Source organism: Acinetobacter sp. DL27 (genome assembly GCF_055810995.1).
On sequence record NZ_CM147947.1, the window covers coordinates 2050193 to 2070620 of the forward strand.

General features: G+C 41.6%; 22 protein-coding genes. 9 read left to right on the plus strand and 13 right to left on the minus strand.

All coding sequences use genetic code 11. From position 1 onward, the window contains the following. Positions 1-14: 14 nt before the first annotated feature. Positions 15-1190, minus strand: coding sequence for a helix-turn-helix domain-containing protein (locus AC0KVP_RS09970; protein ID WP_005401132.1), 1176 nt, complete (start codon positions 1188-1190; stop codon positions 15-17). Positions 1191-1388: 198 nt separating this feature from the next. Here AC0KVP_RS09970 and exaC point away from each other — a divergent pair, with 198 nt between their 5' ends. The 4 genes from exaC (at position 1389) to eutC (ending at position 6781) form a co-directional block, all read left to right on the plus strand. Then, positions 1389-2900, plus strand: coding sequence for an acetaldehyde dehydrogenase ExaC (gene exaC, locus AC0KVP_RS09975; RefSeq protein ID WP_005401131.1), 1512 nt, complete (start codon positions 1389-1391; stop codon positions 2898-2900). A 210-nt stretch (positions 2901-3110) separates the two neighbouring features. After that, positions 3111-4556: an ethanolamine permease gene (gene eat, locus AC0KVP_RS09980; RefSeq protein WP_473336408.1), complete on the plus strand. Its 1446-nt coding sequence runs from the start codon at positions 3111-3113 to the stop codon at positions 4554-4556. A 13-nt stretch (positions 4557-4569) separates the two neighbouring features. After that, complete coding sequence (locus AC0KVP_RS09985) at positions 4570-5955, plus strand: ethanolamine ammonia-lyase subunit EutB (protein ID WP_010326876.1); 1386 nt, start codon at positions 4570-4572, stop codon at positions 5953-5955. Between the two features lie 10 nt (positions 5956-5965). Then, the gene (gene eutC, locus AC0KVP_RS09990; protein WP_473336410.1) at positions 5966-6781 is read left to right on the plus strand and encodes an ethanolamine ammonia-lyase subunit EutC; all 816 of its coding nucleotides are present in this window, start codon (positions 5966-5968) and stop codon (positions 6779-6781) included. Positions 6782-6847: 66 nt separating this feature from the next. Here the strand turns inward: eutC and AC0KVP_RS09995 are convergent, their stop codons facing one another. Then, positions 6848-7444, minus strand: coding sequence for a 2-hydroxychromene-2-carboxylate isomerase (locus AC0KVP_RS09995; protein WP_279043781.1), 597 nt, complete (start codon positions 7442-7444; stop codon positions 6848-6850). Positions 7445-7455: 11 nt separating this feature from the next. After that, positions 7456-8223, minus strand: a complete 768-nt coding sequence (locus tag AC0KVP_RS10000; RefSeq protein WP_279043780.1) for an SDR family oxidoreductase — start codon at positions 8221-8223, stop codon at positions 7456-7458. 94 nt (positions 8224-8317) lie between these two features. On the opposite strand from AC0KVP_RS10000, the gene AC0KVP_RS10005 reads away from it, so the two are divergent. Together AC0KVP_RS10005 and AC0KVP_RS10010 are read left to right on the plus strand one after the other, a co-directional pair. Beyond that, positions 8318-8881: a TetR/AcrR family transcriptional regulator gene (locus AC0KVP_RS10005; RefSeq protein ID WP_279690011.1), complete on the plus strand. Its 564-nt coding sequence runs from the start codon at positions 8318-8320 to the stop codon at positions 8879-8881. A gap of 119 nt (positions 8882-9000) precedes the next feature. Beyond that, on the plus strand, positions 9001-9702 hold the full coding sequence (locus tag AC0KVP_RS10010) for a glutamine amidotransferase (protein WP_473336413.1): 702 nt from the start codon (positions 9001-9003) through the stop codon (positions 9700-9702). 103 nt (positions 9703-9805) lie between these two features. Here AC0KVP_RS10010 and AC0KVP_RS10015 read toward each other — a convergent pair whose 3' ends face one another. The 4 genes from AC0KVP_RS10015 to tkt all read right to left on the minus strand — a co-directional run bounded on the left by AC0KVP_RS10015 (position 9806) and on the right by tkt (position 13408). Beyond that, positions 9806-10402 (minus strand): YceI family protein, encoded by a 597-nt coding sequence (locus tag AC0KVP_RS10015; protein ID WP_114837831.1) that lies wholly within the window; start codon positions 10400-10402, stop codon positions 9806-9808. Between the two features lie 123 nt (positions 10403-10525). Next, positions 10526-10975, minus strand: a complete 450-nt coding sequence (locus tag AC0KVP_RS10020; protein WP_473336415.1) for a GNAT family N-acetyltransferase — start codon at positions 10973-10975, stop codon at positions 10526-10528. A 113-nt stretch (positions 10976-11088) separates the two neighbouring features. Beyond that, positions 11089-11304, minus strand: coding sequence for a hypothetical protein (locus tag AC0KVP_RS10025; RefSeq protein WP_004696769.1), 216 nt, complete (start codon positions 11302-11304; stop codon positions 11089-11091). A 115-nt stretch (positions 11305-11419) separates the two neighbouring features. Continuing rightward, positions 11420-13408, minus strand: coding sequence for a transketolase (gene tkt, locus AC0KVP_RS10030; protein ID WP_473336417.1), 1989 nt, complete (start codon positions 13406-13408; stop codon positions 11420-11422). 719 nt (positions 13409-14127) lie between these two features. Here tkt and metK point away from each other — a divergent pair. Then, positions 14128-15294, plus strand: coding sequence for a methionine adenosyltransferase (gene metK, locus AC0KVP_RS10035; protein ID WP_004984924.1), 1167 nt, complete (start codon positions 14128-14130; stop codon positions 15292-15294). 95 nt (positions 15295-15389) lie between these two features. Here metK and AC0KVP_RS10040 read toward each other — a convergent pair whose 3' ends face one another. Then, positions 15390-15635: a hypothetical protein gene (locus tag AC0KVP_RS10040; RefSeq protein ID WP_026056381.1), complete on the minus strand. Its 246-nt coding sequence runs from the start codon at positions 15633-15635 to the stop codon at positions 15390-15392. A gap of 314 nt (positions 15636-15949) precedes the next feature. Here AC0KVP_RS10040 and AC0KVP_RS10045 point away from each other — a divergent pair, with 314 nt between their 5' ends. Continuing rightward, a complete protein-coding gene (locus tag AC0KVP_RS10045) occupies positions 15950-16162 on the plus strand; it encodes a hypothetical protein (RefSeq protein WP_473336419.1) in 213 nt (70 codons plus the stop codon). Here the strand turns inward: AC0KVP_RS10045 and AC0KVP_RS10050 are convergent. Together AC0KVP_RS10050 and AC0KVP_RS10055 are read right to left on the minus strand one after the other, a co-directional pair. Further along, on the minus strand, positions 16124-16765 hold the full coding sequence (locus AC0KVP_RS10050) for a LysE family transporter (RefSeq protein WP_473336421.1): 642 nt from the start codon (positions 16763-16765) through the stop codon (positions 16124-16126). The two genes, AC0KVP_RS10045 and AC0KVP_RS10050, sit on opposite strands and share 39 nt — an antisense overlap. A gap of 132 nt (positions 16766-16897) precedes the next feature. Continuing rightward, positions 16898-17479, minus strand: a complete 582-nt coding sequence (locus AC0KVP_RS10055) for an FxsA family protein (RefSeq protein WP_035327338.1) — start codon at positions 17477-17479, stop codon at positions 16898-16900. A gap of 122 nt (positions 17480-17601) precedes the next feature. Here AC0KVP_RS10055 and ruvC point away from each other — a divergent pair, with 122 nt between their 5' ends. After that, positions 17602-18147: a crossover junction endodeoxyribonuclease RuvC gene (gene ruvC, locus AC0KVP_RS10060; protein WP_473336423.1), complete on the plus strand. Its 546-nt coding sequence runs from the start codon at positions 17602-17604 to the stop codon at positions 18145-18147. A 3-nt stretch (positions 18148-18150) separates the two neighbouring features. On the opposite strand, the gene AC0KVP_RS10065 is transcribed toward ruvC, so the two are convergent. From AC0KVP_RS10065 to AC0KVP_RS10075, 3 genes are all read right to left on the minus strand, one after another. Beyond that, positions 18151-18477, minus strand: coding sequence for a hypothetical protein (locus AC0KVP_RS10065; protein WP_205666770.1), 327 nt, complete (start codon positions 18475-18477; stop codon positions 18151-18153). Between the two features lie 75 nt (positions 18478-18552). After that, entirely contained in the window at positions 18553-19179 is a 627-nt protein-coding gene (locus AC0KVP_RS10070) for a hypothetical protein (RefSeq protein WP_473336425.1), read from the minus strand. Between the two features lie 283 nt (positions 19180-19462). Next, positions 19463-20395, minus strand: a complete 933-nt coding sequence (locus tag AC0KVP_RS10075; RefSeq protein ID WP_473336427.1) for an IS5 family transposase — start codon at positions 20393-20395, stop codon at positions 19463-19465. Positions 20396-20428 lie beyond the last annotated feature (33 nt).

The window sequence follows — 20428 nt, forward strand, 5'->3', positions numbered from 1 at the left end:
ACAATTCGTAATTTTTAAATTTTATACTTTTCAAGTAGCTGATGCGCAGGATGTCCATTCGGTGTCAGCTCAATGAGTCGCTCAACCGCATCAATTGCCTCTGGGTAACGTGCAACATGTTTAAACAACATATCAGTTTCATTGGCTTTAAAAATTGCACTGCTTAAACGTGACTCCAAGCAGTCGCGCCATGCACATAGAAATGGACTTTCTGTTTTAGGCAGTAAAACCCCTGAACAAAGTTTTAATGCGGTCTCGATATAGGCAGCATCTAAGGCCTGCTCGGCTTGTAAAAAATCGGCCTCAATATGCGCCAAAATCCGATAGGGACGAGATCCCAACATGCCACCGAGCAAGTCACGCAATTGTGACATTTCGGCCTTAAGTGTTCCCACACTCACCTTGCGCTCACCATATAAGGCCTGATGCAAAGTATCTAAAGTCATACCTTGTGGGCACAGCGCCAAGATGGTCAAAATTTCAATTTGTCGCGGTGTGAGGACCATCACTTTGCCATTGAAATGTACTTGTGGCACACCAAAAGCACGGATATACAACTGTTGACGCTGATATTCTAACAGTGCCGTTTGGATGATAGATGCACAGCGCTCTGCTGCGAGTAGACCAAGGCTATTATGATTTTTCCATGTGGTGGATAAATCAATTACCCCAAGGACGTGTTTTGAGTAAGGGTCGATGATTGGTGCAGCATAACAGACCCAATCATGGATGGAGCTCATGTAGTGCTCATTTGAAAAGACACAACTCGACTGTTGTGTTTTTAAGGATAAGGCCAATGCATTGGTCCCCACCAATTCCTCTCGCCACTGCCCACCTTCAACAAAATGTACACTTTCTGCCGCATTACGCATTTGTCTGCTGGACGCACTCCAAATAATCGTACTACCAATATCGCCTACAGCGACCACCATCGAAGACTGCTGTGCAATATGTCTCAGTTCATCTGCGCAATAACTCAAAGCATGTTGTAGCGCTGAACCTTGCGACATAGAACCTTCAGAAATGGGTGCAGCAAAGCGATCTTTTGGAATTTCTGCGGAGTTAGAGCGCTGCCATGAACTTGCAATACTTTTTCCCAATTGTTCAGCTTGTACCGTCGAAATACTGCTACTGGTTCTAAGCTTTTCTATTTCTTGTCTTTTCTGTATTAAATGTTGCATTGCCATCATTCCTTATTCTCAAAACAATTCCTGATATACGTCCACTGTATTACTTGGTTGTAAACATTTGTCAAAGGCTTGTAAACCTCCTTCCTTCCAACCTTTTTCCAACCTTATATTAGGTATGCTACTTAAATATTGTACAGATGTACCTTATACCAAAGCTGTAGATGCTTTTAAAAAATCAATAAGCAAAGGAACTTCAATATGCGCTATGTAGACCCTAACCAATCTGGTTCTAAAGTAGAATTTAAAGCACAGTATGACAACTTTATTGGTGGCGAGTGGGTTGCTCCAGTAAAAGGTGAATACTTTGAAAATATATCTCCTGTCGACGGTAAAGTTTTTACAAAAGTCCCTCGCTCATCTGTCGAAGACATCGAACTTGCACTTGATGCTGCGCATAAAGCCAAAGAACAATGGAACAAATCTTCTCCTACTACACGTTCAAATTTACTCCTTAAAATTGCAGATCGTCTAGAACAAAATCTAGAAAAATTGGCTGTGGCTGAAACATGGGACAACGGTAAACCGATTCGTGAAACGCTCGCAGCGGACATTCCTTTAGCCATTGACCATTTCCGCTATTTCGCAGGTTGTATCCGTGCACAAGAAGGTGGCATTTCTGAAATTGATGAAGATACCATTGCCTATCACTTCCACGAACCATTGGGTGTGGTAGGGCAAATCATTCCATGGAACTTCCCAATTTTGATGGCGACATGGAAAATTGCTCCTGCACTTGCTGCGGGTAACTGTATTGTTTTAAAACCTGCTGAACAGACGCCTGCGAGCATTTTGGTTTTAATTGAACTCATTCAAGACTTGCTACCACCTGGTATTTTAAACATCGTCAACGGTTATGGTGTTGAAGTGGGTCGTCCACTCGCAACCAATCCACGTATTGCTAAAATTGCATTCACTGGCTCAACAGCTGTGGGTCAAATGATCATGCAATATGCCACTGAAAACGTGATTCCTGTAACTTTGGAATTAGGTGGTAAGTCTCCAAACATCTTCTTTGAAGACATTATGGATCAAGACGATGAGTTCTTAGACAAAGCCCTTGAAGGTTTTGCCATGTTTGCCCTTAACCAAGGTGAAATTTGTACGTGTCCATCACGCGCTTTAGTTCAAGAAAGTATCGCAGATAAATTCCTTGAAATGGCAGTTGAACGTGTGAAACGCATTAAAACGGGTCACCCGCTCGATACAGAAACGATGATTGGTGCACAAGCTTCACTGGAACAACAAGAGAAAATCTTGGGCTGTATCGCAACAGGTCGCGGTGAAGGTGCACAAGTACTGACAGGCGGTAGTGAGCGTAATGAAGTAGGTTCTGGTTTCTATATTGAACCAACCATCTTCAAAGGCACCAATGACATGAAAATTTTCCAAGAAGAAATTTTTGGGCCTGTACTTTCAGTGGCAACATTCAAAGACTTTGACGATGCCATTAAAATTGCCAACGACACTATTTATGGTTTAGGCGCTGGTGTATGGTCACGTTCAGCACATACGTCTTACCGTGCAGGTCGTGCAATTCAAGCGGGTCGAGTTTGGACCAACTGTTACCATATCTACCCTGCGCATGCCGCTTTCGGTGGTTATAAAAAGTCAGGGATTGGCCGTGAAAACCACAAAATGATGCTCGATCATTACCAACAAACTAAAAACTTACTTGTGAGCTATGCAACCAAGCCTATGGGCTTCTTCTAAGCACTTAGCTTATTCGTATTCTGTTCTCTATGTGTTTAGGGTAATTCGTTACCCTGAACACCATCAACCATCAACCATCAACCATCAAAACAATAATTCAAAACTGTGTCATATAAACATTAGACAGGACGTCTAGTCGCTTGGTACTGAAATTGCATAAATATTGCATTCATCAAGCCATCTATAAAAACTCAAGATATGGAGCTTCACATGACCGACTCTCCCATTAGCAGCTCAACGACTCCGCTCTCTACTTCAACTGTAAGCACATCTGACGACTATTTTGAAAAAAGACAACTGAAACAAGGTGCTGTAGGCTGGCTACTATTAGTCGGTTTAGGCGTGGCTTATGTCATTTCAGGCGACTTTGCTGGCTGGAACTTCGGTCTTGCTCAAGGTGGCTGGGGCGGTATGTTTATCGCAACGGTTGTCGTAGCCATCATGTACTTATGCATGTGCCTGTCGATGTCTGAAATGGCCACCATGCTGCCCACTGCGGGAGGTGGCTATAGCTTTGCGCGTACCGCATTTGGTCCATTTGGCGGCTATCTCACAGGCACGGCGATTTTAATTGAATATGCCATCGCCCCTGCGGCTATCGCATGCTTTATTGGTGCCTACTGCGAGTCCTTATTTGGTGTCGGTGGATGGATCATTTATCTCATCTGCTATCTGGTTTTTATGGGTATTCATCTCAAAGGTGCAGGTGAAGCCCTCAAGATCATGTTTGTCATTACCGCCATTGCAGCCGTAGCTCTTTTTGTCTTTATCATCGCAATGGCACCACATTTTAATAGCGCCAACTTATTTAACATTGCACCAACTGAAAATATCGGAGCAAGTAGCTTCCTACCGATGGGTTATATCGGCATTTGGGCTGCGGTGCCCTATGCGATTTGGTTCTTTTTAGCGGTGGAAGGTGTACCACTGGCAGCAGAAGAAGCCAAAGATCCATCCAAATCCTTACCACGTGGTTTGATCGGTTCAATGCTGATTTTGGCCGCTTTTGCCCTGCTTATTCTGTTCTTAGGAGCTGGTGCTGCTGGCGCAGAACAGCTTAAAGAATCAGGCGCCCCCTTAGTTGATGCACTGGTAGCCGTCTATGGTCAAAACAGCTGGTTAGGCAGTTTTGTTAACTTTGTCGGTCTGGCAGGTTTAATTGCGAGTTTCTTCTCCATCATCTATGCCTATTCACGTCAAATTTTCGCCTTATCCCGTGCGGGGTATTTACCGACCTCGTTATCACTGACCAATAAAAACAAAGCGCCCTATTTAGCAATTATTATTCCCGGCATCATTGGTTTTTTATTGTCCCTGACAGGTGAAGGTGATCTGCTTATCCTGATGGCGGTATTTGGTGCGACCATTTCTTATGTCTTGATGATGCTTTCTCACATTAAACTGCGTATCAGCCGTCCAGAATTACATCGTCCCTATAAAACCCCAGGTGGGATTCTCACCTCATCGATTGCTTTGGTTTTAGCCAGTATTGCGGTGATAGCTGGTTTTGTGGTGGATCCTAAAGTTTGGTTTATGGCTGCCACTATTTATGCGGTCTTTATTGCCTACTTTATTTTCCATAGTCGCCATCGACTCGTTCAAGGTACACCTGAAGAAGAGTTTGAAAGTATTCGTAAGGCCGAACAAGACTTATAGAAGGACCTATGACATGGCTTATAAAACGTTGATTGGACATCAGCACTATGTGTTTAATGATTTAAAAACTTTAATGGCAAAAGCAACCCCGCTGCGCTCAGGTGATCAACTTGCAGGTGTTGCGGCGGAAAATGCCACTGAACGTGTTGCCGCACAAATGGCATTGGCCGATGTTCCATTGAAGCAGTTTTTAACTGAAGCGCTGATCAGCTATGAACAGGATGAAATAACCCGCCTGATTATCGATGAGCACCGTAGTGATTTATTTGCACCAATTTCACATTTTACCGTAGGAGACTTTCGTAACTGGCTACTCAGTGAAGATGCGACTACGCAGAAATTACAACAACTTGCGCTCGGTTTAACCCCTGAAATGGTGGCTGCGGTGAGTAAGATTATGCGCAACCAAGACCTCATCTTGGTTGCAAGTAAATGTGAAGTCATCACCCAATTTCGCAACACCATCGGATTGAAAGGTCATCTCTCAACCCGTTTACAACCGAATCATCCGACTGATGATCTCTTGGGGATATCGGCCAGTATTTTAGATGGCTTGATGTATGGCAATGGTGATGCCGTCATTGGGATTAATCCTGCAACCGATAACCTACAAAATTTATCGGAGCTGCTCAAACTACTCGATCATGTGATCCAAGAGCATCACATTCCAACCCAGTCTTGTGTACTGACGCATATCAGTTCGGGGATTCAACTGGCTGAGAAAAATGTGCCGATTGATTTAATGTTTCAATCGATTGCAGGCACACAGCGCGCCAATGAAGGTTTCGGCATTAACCTTGAATTATTACGTGAAGGCTATGAAGCAACACTGGCTCTCAAGCGTGGGACTGTGGGACAAAATGTGATGTATTTTGAAACAGGTCAAGGCAGTGCTTTATCTAGTAATGCACATCACGGTGTAGATCAACAAACCTTAGAAGTCCGTGCCTATGCTGTGGCTCGTAAATTTAACCCACTACTGGTAAATACTGTGGTTGGGTTTATTGGCCCAGAGTATTTATACAATGGTAAACAAATTATCCGTGCAGGCTTGGAAGACCATTTTTGTGGCAAGCTCCTAGGCTTACCTATGGGCTGCGACATTTGCTATACCAACCATGCCGATGCCGACCAAAACGACATGGATGTACTACTCACCCTATTCGGTGCAGCAGGTTTGAACTTTATTATGGGCATTCCGGGTTCGGATGACGTCATGCTGAACTATCAAACTACATCGTTTCATGACGCGCTGTATTTAAGGCAACTTTTGGGCTTAAAAGCCGCACCTGAGTTTGATCTGTGGTTGGCGGAACAAGGCATCTTTAAACAACAGCAGCAGCACATTCTCTGGCCGGAACATATCCCGCCACAATTTGAAAAACTTTTGCATATATAAGGAGCAACTTATGTCACTTGTTCCTCTAGAAAACTATCAATCTGAACAGCATCAGGATGTTTGGGAAAATTTAAAGAAATTTACCGATGCTCGTATCGCCATTGGTCGTGCTGGTTGTAGCATCCCAACCCATGAACTGCTGAAATTTCAACTGGCGCATGCGGAAGCACAAGATGCGGTACATCAAGCTTTAGATGTCGAACACTTAGTTGCGAGTTTTAATACACTAGGTTTGGATAGTCTGACGGTACACAGTCAAACTGAAAACAAACAAGAATACTTAAAACGTCCTGACTTAGGTCGCCTGTTAAGTCCAGCTTCACAACATGGCTTAGAGGTTTTTAAAGCCAGCAACCCGCAAAACTATGATGTCTGCATTGTGATTGGTGATGGACTATCTGCACGGGCGATTGAAGAAAATGCAGTGCCTTTTATTCAGCACCTTATCCCGCAGCTGCAAGCGGAACACTGGAGCATTGCACCGATGGTGATTGCTACTGGAAGCCGAGTCGCTTTGGGTGATCCAGTTGCAGAGTGCCTACAGGCGACTATGCTCGTGATGCTGATTGGCGAAAGGCCCGGTCTGAGTTCACCTGATAGTATGGGCATTTACTATACATGGAAAGCAGCCTCAGGCACTTTGGATGCTAAACGCAACTGTATTTCAAATGTTCGACCTGCAGGCTTAAGCATTCCTGTTGCAGTACAACGACTAATGTCTTTGATGCGTGGCTCTAAGAAACTCGGCTACTCAGGTGTAGACTTAAAAGATGAACATGAAATGGTCAGTCTAGACACGGAACATACGCCTAAACGATTATTTTAATTTGAAGCAGATCAGCCGTGATTTTACGGCTGATCTTAAATAGCATGTTATGTTGATTTAGTTTTTTTAGCTTGCTTTATTCAGCGCTTGTTCTACAAAATGTAGGCGATCTTGGCCCCAATACATTTCATCACCCACAAAGAATGTCGGTGCGCCGAAAATGCCACGTTGAATGGCCTGTTCTGTTTCAGTGATCAGTTTTTGTTTCACCACATCCGACTGAACCATACTCATAATATCTTCTACAGAAAAGCCACTTGGTTCTAGCACTTCTGCCAAGACAGTAGGTTCATTCAGATTTTGTGGTGTACCAAACATCGCATCGAATAAAAGTTTTAAAACTTGCTCAAACTTTTCTAGATGCAACAATTGAACGCCTGTCAAAATGCGCATTAGGGTTAAAGTGTTCATTGGAAAATGCGGATTCATTTGCATTGGGATATGGTAATACTCCGCCCAGCGCTGCATATCTAAGATTGAATAAACCCCTTTGACAGGAATCTCTATCGGACTACGATTACCTGTTGCTTTAAACACCCCGCCTAATAAAATAGGCTTATACACAATCTGAATCTCTTGCTGCTCTGCTATTTGCAGTAAACGATAGTAGGCCAAATAGCTATATGGGCTGCCCAAATCAAAATAAAATTCTACGCTTTTCATGCTTTGTCCTTTTACCACGTTTCCATCCAAGGTCTTAAATCTAACTCATGCGTCCATGCATCGCGCGGTTGCTGCGACAAATGCCAATAATTTTCTGCAATATGCACGGGATTTAATATGCCATCCTGTTCTTTGCGCGCGTACATCTCAGGAAAAGTGTCTTTAATAAAATCGGTATCAATTGCCCCATCCACCACCACGTGTGCCACATGAATATTTTTCGGGCCAAGCTCACGTGCCATACTTTGCGCTAAAGCACGCAGTGCATGTTTCGCCCCTGCAAAAGCGGCAAAGTTTGCTGCACCTCTTATGCCTGCGGTTGCACCCGTGAAAATAATGCTCCCATGTTCACGCACGAGCATACGCTTCGCCACTTCACGCCCTGTCAAGAACGCGCCGAAACATGCCATCTCCCAAATTTTAAAATACTTACGTGCAGTTTCTTCTAAAATACTACATGGCACATTCGCCCCAATGTTAAACACTAAAACATCGATTTCACCAATATTGGCTTCAATTTCTTCTACCAAAGCGATGACTTGATCTTCTTTACGTGCATCCGACGCAAAGCCATATGCAAGGCCACCTTCAGCTTCTATCTCTGCAATTAAGGGCTGGAGTTTTTCGGCATTTCTTCGCGTCATGCAGGTGATGTATCCACCACGTGCAAACCGTTTCGCAATTTCACCCCCTGTAGCATCTCCTGCGCCAATCACTAACGCGACTTTCTTTTTAGCATCAGTCTTTTGCAACTGCTGTTCTGGCTGTAATTCATCCATAAATACACTCCCTTCATAAAATAACGATCGTTATCATAACGATCACTATGTTATAGTTTTTAGCGTCAGTCAATTTTATTTTGATGAAACTCCTATGCGCTATAAAACAGGCTATAAAGAAGAAAAACGTCAAGAACTGCTTAAAATCAGTGCTCAACTGGCCAAGAAGCAAGGCTTTGCCAATACTGGTGTCGACGGTTTTATGAAAGCGGCTCAAATGACCAGCGGTGCTTTTTATTCGCATTTTTCATCAAAACATGAATTATTTGAAGCACTGATCCAGTCCGAGTTGCAACACAGCTTTCAAGCATGGCAAGCCAATCCGCATGACAACCTCGAAGAGTGGATTGACTTCGAAATTGAACGTTATTTAGCGCTGTCTCATGTGCAACGCCCAGATCAAGGCTGTGTTATTCCCTCTCTTGCAGCCGAGGTAGCACGTAGTAGTGAAACAACAAAACTGTGTTTTCAACAGGAAATGCTTCGTGGTCACGCACTCTTTACACAACATCTAGGCAGTGAAACACAAGCTTGGGCGGTACTGTGTCAACTGGTCGGTGCAATCGTCATGGCGCGCAGCATGGCGGATGAACATGTACAACGAGAAATTTTAAGCTCAAGCAAATGGATGATTAAAAATATGCTACAGCTCAAGTAAAATCTTGGATTGAATTTATAGTTTTTTTCTAAATATTTTCTGATTTTTTGCCTTCAACTTCTGCGCATTTCCCTGTACATTTTTACACTCCTTTACCCCCCCCTGTGAACGAGCCTGCTATGACGACACTACCCGATACCATTTACGCGATTCAGCATCTTGCTTTTGAAGATTTGGGTGCATGGGAAGATGTGTTATATCAATTGGGTTATCGGGTACGATATTTCGAAGCAGGCAAAGATGACTTAGCTAAAGCGTTAAACTACACAGGTTTAACCGTCATTTTAGGTGGACCGATTGGAGTATATGAAACTGAAGACTACCCTTTCTTACAAAAAGAAATAGACTTACTCAAAGTTCGTTTAGAAAAGAATTTACCCACTTTAGGCATTTGCTTAGGTGCACAATTAATTGCACATGCACTCGGTGCAAAAGTATATGCAGGTCATAGCAAAGAAATTGGCTGGAGTCAGTTACAGCTCAATACTGTTGAACACAACCCACTACAAGCACTGGTAGGAACTGAAGTGCTACATTGGCATGGCGACACCTTTGAACTTCCTGCTCAAGCTGAACTGTTGGCCAGCTCAGAAGATTATCCCAACCAAGCTTTTCGTGTAGGCAAAAATATTCTAGGCTTACAGTTCCATCCCGAAGTCGCAGCGGATGGTTTAGAAAAATGGCTAATTGGGCATACTGCTGAACTTCGTCAAGCGAACATCAACATTCCAGCACTGCGTGCAGACAACCAACGCTTTGCAGCTCACCTAGAACATGTCTCTGGACAAGTTTTGGCAGCGTATTTAAAAGCACTGGTTTAATAATTCAGCCATAATCCGCTCAATGCGTATTTTGCTCTAAATTTTAAGTTCACAGCAGCCACAAAAAAGCACCTCTATGAGGTGCTTTTTTGGTAGATATCGCTTATTTTGCAGCAGCTTTAGGCTGTGGAACTGATGCTTCAGTGGTGATATTCACAGTGATTTTATCACCCACGTTTGGCACGTATGCGCCTACACCAAAAGCAGAACGGTCAAATGAAGTGGTTGCATTGAAACCAATTGACTGTGCTTTGGTCATTGGGTGCTCACCTTGCTTATTCAACACGGCATCTAAAACGACAGGCTTTGTCACATTTTTAATGGTTAAATCACCTGTGATTTTGTATTTGTTTGCACCAACCGCTTGTACTTTTGTACTCTTGAAAGTGATCTTTGGATATTTTGCTGCATCAAAGAAATCCCCGCCTTGCAAGTGCTCATCTAAAGCTTTTACGTTGGTGTTTAAGCTAGATAAAGGAATCGTTACATTCACCGATGAATTTGCAGGTTTTGCATTATCAACATTAATTACACCCTGAATGTCGCTGAAGTTAGCAGATGGAGTTGAAAAACCAAAGTGGCTCCATGTGAAAACTGTTGCTGTATGTGTAGGGTCAATTTGATATGCCACAGGTTTCGCCATAGCAAATGTAGTCGCAGTTGCAACAGCCAAACCGATTGTTAAAGCTTTAAAGTTCATGTTTTTATCTCACATTGGAATACTGCTTAGTCTATAGAGTTCTACAACGAATACATCTATAAAGATAAAACGATATGTTGCAACTTTAGAACGATATAATTGTTTTTAAATGTAGCAACTTAGCTACGCCCGATATTGAATGAAACCAGTCTTCTTCACGACTTTATTATAGATTTGCTGTGAGACTAAATTATCCTGATGGGTGAGCCAATAGACCCGATCACATGCTCGCTTTTCGGTATACATTTTGACGTGTTCGATTAAAGCTCTTGCAACACCTAGCCCACGATAGTCCTCATGTGTAAATAGATCTTGTAAGTATACGTAAGGCTTTAACGTCCAACAGCTATCATGCTCTATCACATGCACAATGCCTACAACCCGACCGGCCATAAGTGCGGCAAAACCATATATATGCTCATGCTTAGAATCAGTCAACTTATGCCACGTGTTTTTAGATATCATCTGCAATAAATCAACCTGATAAAATGCCTGATAAGCTTGCCATAATGTAGTCCAGATCGACTGATCGATTTCTGTCAGTGGCACAATATGAATATTTAGTACTTCCATTTTGTTCCCAAAGTACTATTTATTTTTTAAGGCTTATATTTAAGCTAAAATCACCACAAAGAAAAAGCCTTATTGAATCGCTTCAATAAGGCTTCTTTTAGACGTGACAACCATCATAGTTTTTCAATCAGAATCCGATCAATCAACTTCATACCTGTCTGCTTTTCATGGTTTTTACGACGGATCTTAATTTGCTTATCTTCTGCTAAATCTTGCAATAACAGTTCAACAGCAACCATCGCCTCCAAAGGTAGATCTGGTCCAATCCACTTCTGTTCGCCCGCATCCATCAATACAACTTCATCATGAATTTGATCGTACAAGCTCATATCATCACCTAAAATTTATGCAGCTACTTCAGCAGCAGCTTGCATATTATATACGCCATTCAAAATAAAAGACGCCCCTAAACTGGAGCGTCCTTCAAACAGTTAATTTTAAAAATTAAGCCGTCAATTCTTTTACCGCAGCAACAACTGCTTCAGTGGTAATACCGAAGTATTGGTATAAGTCTTTCGCAGGGGCAGATTCACCATAAGTCGTCATACCAATTACACGACCGTCTAAACCTACAAACTTCCACCAGTAGTCTACATGTGCTGCTTCAACAGCAACACGTGCACGAATGTTTGATGGAAGAACCGCTTCACGGTATGCTGCATCTTGCTTCACAAATTCTTCAGCACATGGCATAGACACGACACGCACACCTTCAAGTTGTGCATGTGCTTCCATTGCTAAAGATACTTCAGAACCCGTCGCAATAATAATCGCTTTTAATTCGCCTTTTTCTTCAGCCAATACATAACCACCTTTCGCTACATTTGCAATTTGTGCATCTGTACGTGTTTGGAATGGTAGGTTTTGACGCGAGAAGATCAACGCAGTTGGGCCTTCTGAACGTACAAGTGCAGATTTCCAAGACACAGCAGCTTCAACTGTGTCACATGGACGCCAAGTATTTAAGTTTGGTGTACCACGTAAAGACGCAATTTGCTCTACAGGTTGGTGCGTTGGACCATCTTCACCCAAACCAATTGAGTCATGTGTATATACATGGATTACACGTTGTTTCATCAATGCAGACATACGTACTGCATTACGCGCATATTCCATAAACATAAGGAATGTTGCAACGTAAGGAATGAAACCGCCGTGAAGCGCAACACCGTTTGCAATTGCAGTCATACCAAACTCACGTACGCCATAGTGTACGTAGTTACCTGCTGGATTGTCTTGAACGCCTTGGCAACCTTTCCAAAGTGTTAAGTTAGAACCCGCTAAGTCCGCAGAACCGCCTAATAATTCAGGCAATAATGGACCGAAAGCTTGCAGTGTATTTTGGCTTGCTTTACGTGTAGCAATGGTTTCAGCTTTTGCATTGGTATCAGCAATAAACGCATCTGCTTGAGCAAGGAATTCAGCTGGCAATTCACCTGAAAGGCGACGTTTCAATTCAGCTGCTTCAGTTGGATATTTTGCTGCATATTGAGCAAATAATTCATTCCAAGCAGCTTCAGAAGCTGTCCCTTTTGCTTTTGCATCCCATGCTGCATAAACGTCAGCAGGAATTTCAAATGGACCTTCAGTCCAGCCCAATGCTTCACGTGTTAATGCGATTTCGTCATTACCTAGCGGCGCACCGTGGCAGTCTTCTTTACCTTGCTTATTTGGTGAACCTAGACCAATAATCGTTTTACAGATGATGATCGTTGGTTTTTTCGTTTCAGCTTTTGCTTGCAAAGTTGCAGCACGTAATGCATCTGCATCATGACCATCAGTTTTAAGTACTTGCCAACCGTAAGCCAAGAAACGTTGCTCTGTATCGTCAGAGAACCAACCTTCTACTTCACCATCAATCGAAATACCGTTGTCGTCATAGTAAGCAATCAGTTTACCTAGACCTAAAGTACCTGCAAGTGAACATGCTTCGTGAGAAACACCTTCCATTAAACAGCCATCACCTAAGAAACAGTAAGTGAAATGGTCAACAACGCTCATCTCATCTTTGTTGAACTGCGCTGCTAAAGTTTTTTCAGCTAGAGCAAAACCAACTGCGTTTGCAATCCCCTGACCAAGTGGGCCAGTCGTAGTTTCAATACCTGGTGCATAACCTAATTCTGGGTGACCCGGCGTTTTAGAGTGCAGTTGGCGGAATGCTTTTAAATCTTCAATTGATAAATCATAGCCCGTAAGGTGCAATAACGCATATTGCAGCATAGAGCCATGACCATTTGATAGTACAAAACGGTCACGGTTCGCCCATTGAGGGTTAGTCGGGTTATGGTTGAAAAACTCACGCCATACCACATCAGCGATATCAGCCATCCCCATTGGCGCACCTGGATGTCCAGAGTTTGCTTTTTGCACAGCATCCATTGCCAATACACGAATTGCGTTTGCAATACGACGTTCGTTAAGCGGGGTTGTCATAGGTCAGAGTCCAAACAAATGATTTAAAGAGTAAGATGAATAGAATTCAAAGATAGGTGTATTGTCTTAAAAAAAGAGGAATGGGTAAAGCCTAATGGACAATATTTCGCTATTTATTCATCATCAATGTCTAATAAATGCGGGCATTGCCTAAAATCACAACAATTTCACTCAGAAATGTCTCTCTCGCTTTTCTCCGGGTCAAATTCTACACGATAGAATCATCAACTTTTAAAAACAAAGCTCGGCCACCCTATTCACTAATCAGAACAAACCGTTATCCTTGAGTATCAAACACATCATAAGATACATTTGTATTTTTTACATACAATTAAACATTCATGGTGAATTTTATTCACTTTTTTAAATTACTCATGAATTACTACAGATTATCGATTATTTTCTGATACTTATTTTGAGCATTTTTATTTACCGACTTAACACCCAAGCCAAAAAAAACTCACACAAGCTATTGTTTTGTATTCAGATATAACCAAAGTAAAACTTCTCATAATAGGTACCTGTATACTTTGAACCAAAACCCGTTATTTTGTCATTTCGAACCAAAAATAAACGCTATATCAATTTTTTAGATGCTTATATCAGATAAAAAGTCGTTGAATTGAAATAAATTCAGTCATTTTGGTCGTGTAGAACTGGCTCAAACGGCTAAGTCGATGTACCATATTGCGTCTTTTAAATTAACTGTGATAGGACTTATGCGCGAGTACGCTGTATTTACCTCGGAATCTGTAAGCGAAGGCCATCCAGATAAAATGGCTGACCAAATCAGTGATGCTATCTTGGATGCGATCTTAAAAGAAGACCCATATGCGCGGGTTGCTTGTGAAACGCTTGTAAAAACGGGTGCGGTAGTACTTGCAGGTGAAATCACAACAACTGCAAATGTTGACTTCGAAGCGATTGTTCGTCAAACCGTAAATGGCATTGGTTACCACCATTCTGACCTTGGTTTTGATGGTTCAACATGTGCCGTGATCAATATGATTGGTAAACAGTCACCAGAGATTGCTCAAGGTGTTGACCGTCAAAAGCCTGAAGATCAAGGTGCGGGTGACCAAGGTTTAATGTTTGGTTATGCAAGCCGTGAAACTGACGTGCTTATGCCTGCTCCAATTTCATATGCACACCGTTTAATGGAAAAGCAAGCTGAGCTACGTCGCAGTGGCGCTTTACCATGGTTACGCCCAGATGCAAAAAGCCAAGTGACTTTTGCTTATGAAAATGGCATGCCTGTTCGTTTAGACGCAGTCGTATTATCTACTCAGCACGATCCTGAAATTTCTCAAAGCAACTTAAAAGAAGCTGTGATTGAAGAAATCGTGAAAAAAGTGATCCCTGCTGAAATGTTCCATGCAGACACCAAATTCCACATCAACCCAACAGGGATGTTTGTGATTGGTGGTCCAGTGGGCGACTGTGGTTTAACAGGTCGTAAAATCATCGTAGACACCTACGGTGGTATGGCACGTCACGGTGGTGGTGCGTTCTCTGGTAAAGATCCATCTAAAGTTGACCGTTCTGCTGCTTACGCAGGTCGTTATGTTGCGAAAAACATCGTAGCGGCGGGTCTTGCAGACAAATGTGAAATTCAAGTGTCTTATGCCATTGGTGTGGCTGAGCCAACGTCTATTTCAATCAATACCTTCAATACAGCAAAAGTATCTGAAGAGCTGATCATTGCATTAGTCCGTGAACACTTCGACTTACGTCCATACGGGATCACTCGTATGCTTGACCTCATTCAACCGATGTATAAGCAAACTGCTGCTTATGGTCACTTCGGTCGTGAAGGTTCAGATACAGCATTTACGTGGGAAAAAACAGACAAAGTGGAAGCGCTTAAAGCTTCAGCTGGTCTATAAGTTTGATCCTAAAAGAAACCCGCTTAATGCGGGTTTTTTTATTTGAACTGATGGAAAATAGCCCATCAGTTCAGTCGTGAAGTCATTGAACCTCACTACTTGGGTTTGTTTTCATGATTCAACACATCAAACAATGATGTTACCGCAGCGGGTTCACTGTTTCGGTCGGCCAAATAGACTTGTACAGATTTAACGATAATCGCTGCTGCGAGACATGCAACAATACAGAAAATCCAAAATCCAAAAGGACTTCGAATATTATGTGATCCACAGTTTGGACAATCTTTATCTGTTGATGCGACAACTGTTTCACAACATGCGCAGTGGTATTGATAGAGCATCGCTTTACCCCCTTGTTTTTGTCCTTTCTTGTTTTTATTGTCCATCACCCTGCCTCACAGAATGTTAGATTCATTTATTTTATGTGAGTATTTGTTGAGACTCAAGCGCCATTCACCTGAAGTGATGTCAGCAACGGCTTACACTGAAAGATTAATCAATTGATTTAACGCATATTCCTCTTTATAACACCGAATCATGACAATTTCATTTTGTAACATAATAGTTTTTGACGTATTCCGTCATATTTGCTTAAAACCCTTTAGTTTTCTAACGATTGTTTATTAAAATAAGATGCAATGATGAGGAAGAAAGAATGGTTCAGTTGATTAAAAAAGGCGGTTTACGTGAACGTGCCAACCGCAGCCGTAGCTATAAAGGTTCAGAAAATACCGAAGCGACATTACAGCCCAACCGCTATGCGCAAAGTAAAAAAGATGAGGCGTCCACCTTGGAACAGACTTCATCATCTAAAGAGCTTAAAAATGACTTAGATGTAGATTGCGAGAGCATCGTACCAAAGCCATAAAGCAAAAATCAGGAACAGCCCGCCAGAAAAAATGTCGATATAACTTCCTGAACGCTGATATGCCGCCTTAATTTTAGGTAATGACAAAAGCATCATCAGCAGTGCAAAAGTCATAAAAGTTTGGATTGGAATAATCACCGCAAGTTGCATTTTTAAATAAGGGCTTGCACTAGAGCTCAAGGCTAGTGAAAACACACTACTGAAATAAATCAGTGTTTTCGGGTTAGACAAGTTAGTCAGCAAACCTGATATGAAATAATGGTTGGCCTTGGGTGTAGGCAGTTTTTGACCATCATCTAGCAAGGCTTCTTGCTGCATTGTGTTGAGGCCTGCTTTTAACATCAGCCAACCCATACGTGCAAGGAACACCCCACCAATCACCATCAATACTTGTTGAATCCACGGCATTTTGTCGATGAGTACGGTAAAACCTAACAAGGTTAAAACCACCCAAACTACGATACCAACGGAAATACCTAAGATAGTTTTTAAAGTGTTTTTTTGTGTAGTCGAAGCTGAACTTTTAGCAATCAGCAAAACATCAGGACCAGGACTTAGCTGCGCAACAAAATGCAAAGCGCAAATCGTGAAAAGCAATGACATAAAAAAGCGGCATAAATTTAAAAAAATAATTATATCGTTTGTTATATTTATTTTAAATCATAAGCACTTAAAACATTTTCATAAAGATAAAAAAAGCCGAGTTAGAACTCGGCTTTAAAATTAGGCATGAAATTATTTATTCACATCTTTCATTTCAATTTTTTTCGCATCTGGCGTAACTTCTCGTGCTTCGCCATCAATAATACTCGAGTCACGATAAGCTGAACCGCCCTGCTGTTGCTGCATTTCTTGCATTTGGCGCATGATATCTGCAAATGGGTTTTGACCTTGAGCACCACCGCCCATGCCATTCATATCTCCCATCATGCCACCCATCATTTTTTCCATCATCGCTTGCTGACGTTTCATCATCACGTTCATCAGTGCACCTGTCATGGCTTTTTGCACCGCAGGAATAAGCAATAACACAGCAACCACGTCTGTCACCAAGCCAGGAATCAATAAAAGAAAACCCGCAATGATTTTTGGCAGATTGTTTGTTAATGCAGGATCTGCACCCATCTGGCCCGCTTGCATTTGCTGCATTTGTGGCATTAAACCTGCTGAATACTTACGAATCAGGCTCATACCAATAAAGAAAGCGGCAATAAACCAGAAGAACACGTACCACATGCTACCAACGAGGTCACCCACGCCAATCCATACGAAGACTTCGAGAATGACACCAGCTAATATAAAAAGAAATAATTTCATGAAAATTAATCTAATCTCAACAAAATGAATAAGGTGCAAGAATCAAGTGCTCAATCTACATCAAGCTTTTTTGATACGCTTATGTAACAATATGGGCATATTATTTTTTTTAAAGGGCAAGCATGTCATTAATTATTGGTATTGACCCCGGTTCTCGCCTCACAGGCTACGGTATTATTCAAAAAGAAGGTCAAAAACTAATTTTTGTCGATGCTGGCACCATTCGTACCGAAGCTGCTGATATGCCTGAACGGCTAAAACGTATTTTTGCAGGGATTGATCGTATTGTAAAATTTCATGGCCCAACCGAAGCCGCAGTTGAGCAAGTATTTATGGCACAAAACCCTGACTCCGCACTGAAGCTGGGGCAAGCACGCGGGGCTGCTATTACTGCACTGGTAAACCTTGATCTACAAGTTGCAGAATACACGGCACGCCAGATTAAACAGTCTGTGGTCGGTTATGGGGCTGCGGACAAAGAACAAGTACAAATGATGGTGATGAGACTCTTGAATTTAAGCATCAAACCACAGCAAGATGCTGCCGATGCTCTCGCTGCTGCCATCTGTCATGCGCATGCTTCAGGCAGTATGACCAAGCTTGCTGTACTCAATGCTTTAGGCGGTATGGCGCGCGGACGCAGCCGTAGTAGCTCTCGTCGACGCTAAGCGTTAAGTGACATAGTTTTTAAAGTCTTTACGCATTTCACGTACCGATGGTGCTTTGGGATAGGTCGCTATCAGCATTCTTCCCGAAATGCGTAAATTTTTCTTTTGAGCAGGATCGATACGTATAAAGACCAATTCTTCTGGCTCATTGCGATGGTTGATCTCACAAATCATAATAGTGTAGTTTTTTTCGATCACTTTATAGCGACTAAATGCCTGCTGTACGATTTGTTTAAAATTTTTCTGTCCACCTGCTGGTGCAAGTTGGGTGTAAATCACCAACAGTATGCATGCACCAACCACCAAGGCCACCAGTAAGTATTTATCCATTCTTCCTCCTCTTTTAATTAATAATTATCATCAATATATAACGATTTGATTTTTCCATTCATTAAGATAAATAAATTAATTCGGATGAATAAACTCATTCTTATTTATTCTTTCAGGTGTATAACCATTTGGAGCATTTAGAACAATTCCAGTTCCATGAATTGTATAACCATTTTCATGGTCATTACGGTAGACCCGATGTTGAGTATTACTTCTATAAAATTGAGTTGAGTATCCCCATAACCGCTCTAAGCCTTGCCATTCGCCATCTCCTGTTGCATATTCAATTATATACTCGCCTAGAGGCGCCTTCATTTCTGCATTGCTAAATTTTGGAAGTTGAATGACTGCTTGTAGAATATTCGTAAACTTATCTCTTACCAAAAATACAGCATCTTTGTCACTTGTTTGAAATTGTAAAGTGCCTTTTTGAGCACCATCACTAGGAAACTTGATCATAATATTTTTTTCAAACGGTTGTGCATATTGAGTCTCAGACTCCTTTCTTTTTTGATCAAATATTTGAACCTCTTTCAATCCATTAATTGTCTCTTTTCCAGAATCTTGATTTATATAATTTTGTTTCGAAAAATTTATAAGATTCTTCTCATCATTTTTATAGAAAAATATAGCCAAGATAATAATCGCAATAAACAATCCGCCAAACTGATTTAGTAAATTGTTTTTATTATTCTTTTTCACTTCAGCCCCTTCAACAATCAAACAAACAAAATTTAGTTAAGTGTATATTTTATAAAATAATATTAAAAGTCATAGATCTTATTTCTTGTCAAAATAATTAAATTAACAGCTCCATCATTTCGCATTTAATCAAGCTTTACCAAACACCCATAAATGATAGGTGAAGATAATTCAGTAGCTGAAAAAATTTCATAACTAAAATACCAAGAGTACCAATCTATAGCTTTGATAGGCTTTGTTGCACAAAGATTTAAAAATTAAGATTTCCCATATCTACTCAAATTTAAGTGGCAACTTGGGTGTGAGGTCGGCCTAACTCTGTGAATTTATTTAATACTGCTACACGTGCATGCATCTCATTGACTTGGCTTTGAAAGTTTCTCGAACTGAGTTTATCCCCCAATAATTTGATGCAATGCATCTTAGTTTCGACCAAACTTCGCCGATGATAGCCTGACCATTTTTTCCATAGTGTCCTGCCTAAACGTTTAACTGTTCGAAGTAATTCATTTCGCTCTAGCGAGCTGATCTTTGTATCTTTCCAAGGTTTCGCATTTTTTCTTGGCGGAATCACCGCATGCGCTTGCCGATCTGCAATGACCTGACGGCATTGCTTGGTGTCATAAGCTCCATCGGTATAAACAGAGTCAATCTGATCATCTTGTGGAATCTGATCGAGTAAATCACCAAGCACTTGTGAATCACTCACATTATTTGTAGTGAGTTGAATAGCGCGTATTTGAAGGGTTTCAGCATCTATACCAATATGAAGTTTACGCCATTGGCGACGATATTCAGGTTGGTGTTTCTTACGCTTCCATTCACCTTCGCCTAGAAACTTTAAGCCAGTAGAATCGACGAGTAGCTGGAGACCATTACTGCTTTTTTGATAGTTAATTGCAATATCAATATGCTTTTGTCTTCTGCAGATGGTGGAATAGTCTGGTGCTGTCCAATCTAATCTACAAAGATGAATGAGACTTTGCACAAAGCCAGTGACCATGCGTAAAGACAATCGAAATAGGGATTTGATCATCAGACAGCATTGGATGGCTGTATCTGAATAAGTTTGATTTCGACCATGTTTACCTTTGGGTTGAGCGTACCATTGAGTCTTGGGATCGAACCAAATTGAGAGATTTCCTCGATTTATTAATGCACTGTTATAAGAAGACCAATTGGTTGTACGATAGATTTTAGGTGTGGGCTTATTCATTTGCGAATTATATTGCCGAATAAGACTTTATCG

Bases quoted from the DNA above. Each gene is read 5' to 3' on its own strand.
- AC0KVP_RS09970 (WP_005401132.1), bottom strand. From the start codon at position 1,190: ATGATGGCAATGCAACATTTAATACAGAAAAGACAAGAAATAGAAAAG.
- exaC (WP_005401131.1), top strand. From the start codon at position 1,389: ATGCGCTATGTAGACCCTAACCAATCTGGTTCTAAAGTAGAATTTAAA.
- eat (WP_473336408.1), top strand. From the start codon at position 3,111: ATGACCGACTCTCCCATTAGCAGCTCAACGACTCCGCTCTCTACTTCA.
- AC0KVP_RS09985 (WP_010326876.1), top strand. From the start codon at position 4,570: ATGGCTTATAAAACGTTGATTGGACATCAGCACTATGTGTTTAATGAT.
- eutC (WP_473336410.1), top strand. From the start codon at position 5,966: ATGTCACTTGTTCCTCTAGAAAACTATCAATCTGAACAGCATCAGGAT.
- AC0KVP_RS09995 (WP_279043781.1), bottom strand. From the start codon at position 7,444: ATGAAAAGCGTAGAATTTTATTTTGATTTGGGCAGCCCATATAGCTAT.
- AC0KVP_RS10000 (WP_279043780.1), bottom strand. From the start codon at position 8,223: ATGGATGAATTACAGCCAGAACAGCAGTTGCAAAAGACTGATGCTAAA.
- AC0KVP_RS10005 (WP_279690011.1), top strand. From the start codon at position 8,318: ATGCGCTATAAAACAGGCTATAAAGAAGAAAAACGTCAAGAACTGCTT.
- AC0KVP_RS10010 (WP_473336413.1), top strand. From the start codon at position 9,001: ATGACGACACTACCCGATACCATTTACGCGATTCAGCATCTTGCTTTT.
- AC0KVP_RS10015 (WP_114837831.1), bottom strand. From the start codon at position 10,402: ATGAACTTTAAAGCTTTAACAATCGGTTTGGCTGTTGCAACTGCGACT.
- AC0KVP_RS10020 (WP_473336415.1), bottom strand. From the start codon at position 10,975: ATGGAAGTACTAAATATTCATATTGTGCCACTGACAGAAATCGATCAG.
- AC0KVP_RS10025 (WP_004696769.1), bottom strand. From the start codon at position 11,304: ATGAGCTTGTACGATCAAATTCATGATGAAGTTGTATTGATGGATGCG.
- tkt (WP_473336417.1), bottom strand. From the start codon at position 13,408: ATGACAACCCCGCTTAACGAACGTCGTATTGCAAACGCAATTCGTGTA.
- metK (WP_004984924.1), top strand. From the start codon at position 14,128: ATGCGCGAGTACGCTGTATTTACCTCGGAATCTGTAAGCGAAGGCCAT.
- AC0KVP_RS10040 (WP_026056381.1), bottom strand. From the start codon at position 15,635: ATGCTCTATCAATACCACTGCGCATGTTGTGAAACAGTTGTCGCATCA.
- AC0KVP_RS10045 (WP_473336419.1), top strand. From the start codon at position 15,950: ATGGTTCAGTTGATTAAAAAAGGCGGTTTACGTGAACGTGCCAACCGC.
- AC0KVP_RS10050 (WP_473336421.1), bottom strand. From the start codon at position 16,765: ATGTCATTGCTTTTCACGATTTGCGCTTTGCATTTTGTTGCGCAGCTA.
- AC0KVP_RS10055 (WP_035327338.1), bottom strand. From the start codon at position 17,479: ATGAAATTATTTCTTTTTATATTAGCTGGTGTCATTCTCGAAGTCTTC.
- ruvC (WP_473336423.1), top strand. From the start codon at position 17,602: ATGTCATTAATTATTGGTATTGACCCCGGTTCTCGCCTCACAGGCTAC.
- AC0KVP_RS10065 (WP_205666770.1), bottom strand. From the start codon at position 18,477: ATGGATAAATACTTACTGGTGGCCTTGGTGGTTGGTGCATGCATACTG.
- AC0KVP_RS10075 (WP_473336427.1), bottom strand. From the start codon at position 20,395: ATGAATAAGCCCACACCTAAAATCTATCGTACAACCAATTGGTCTTCT.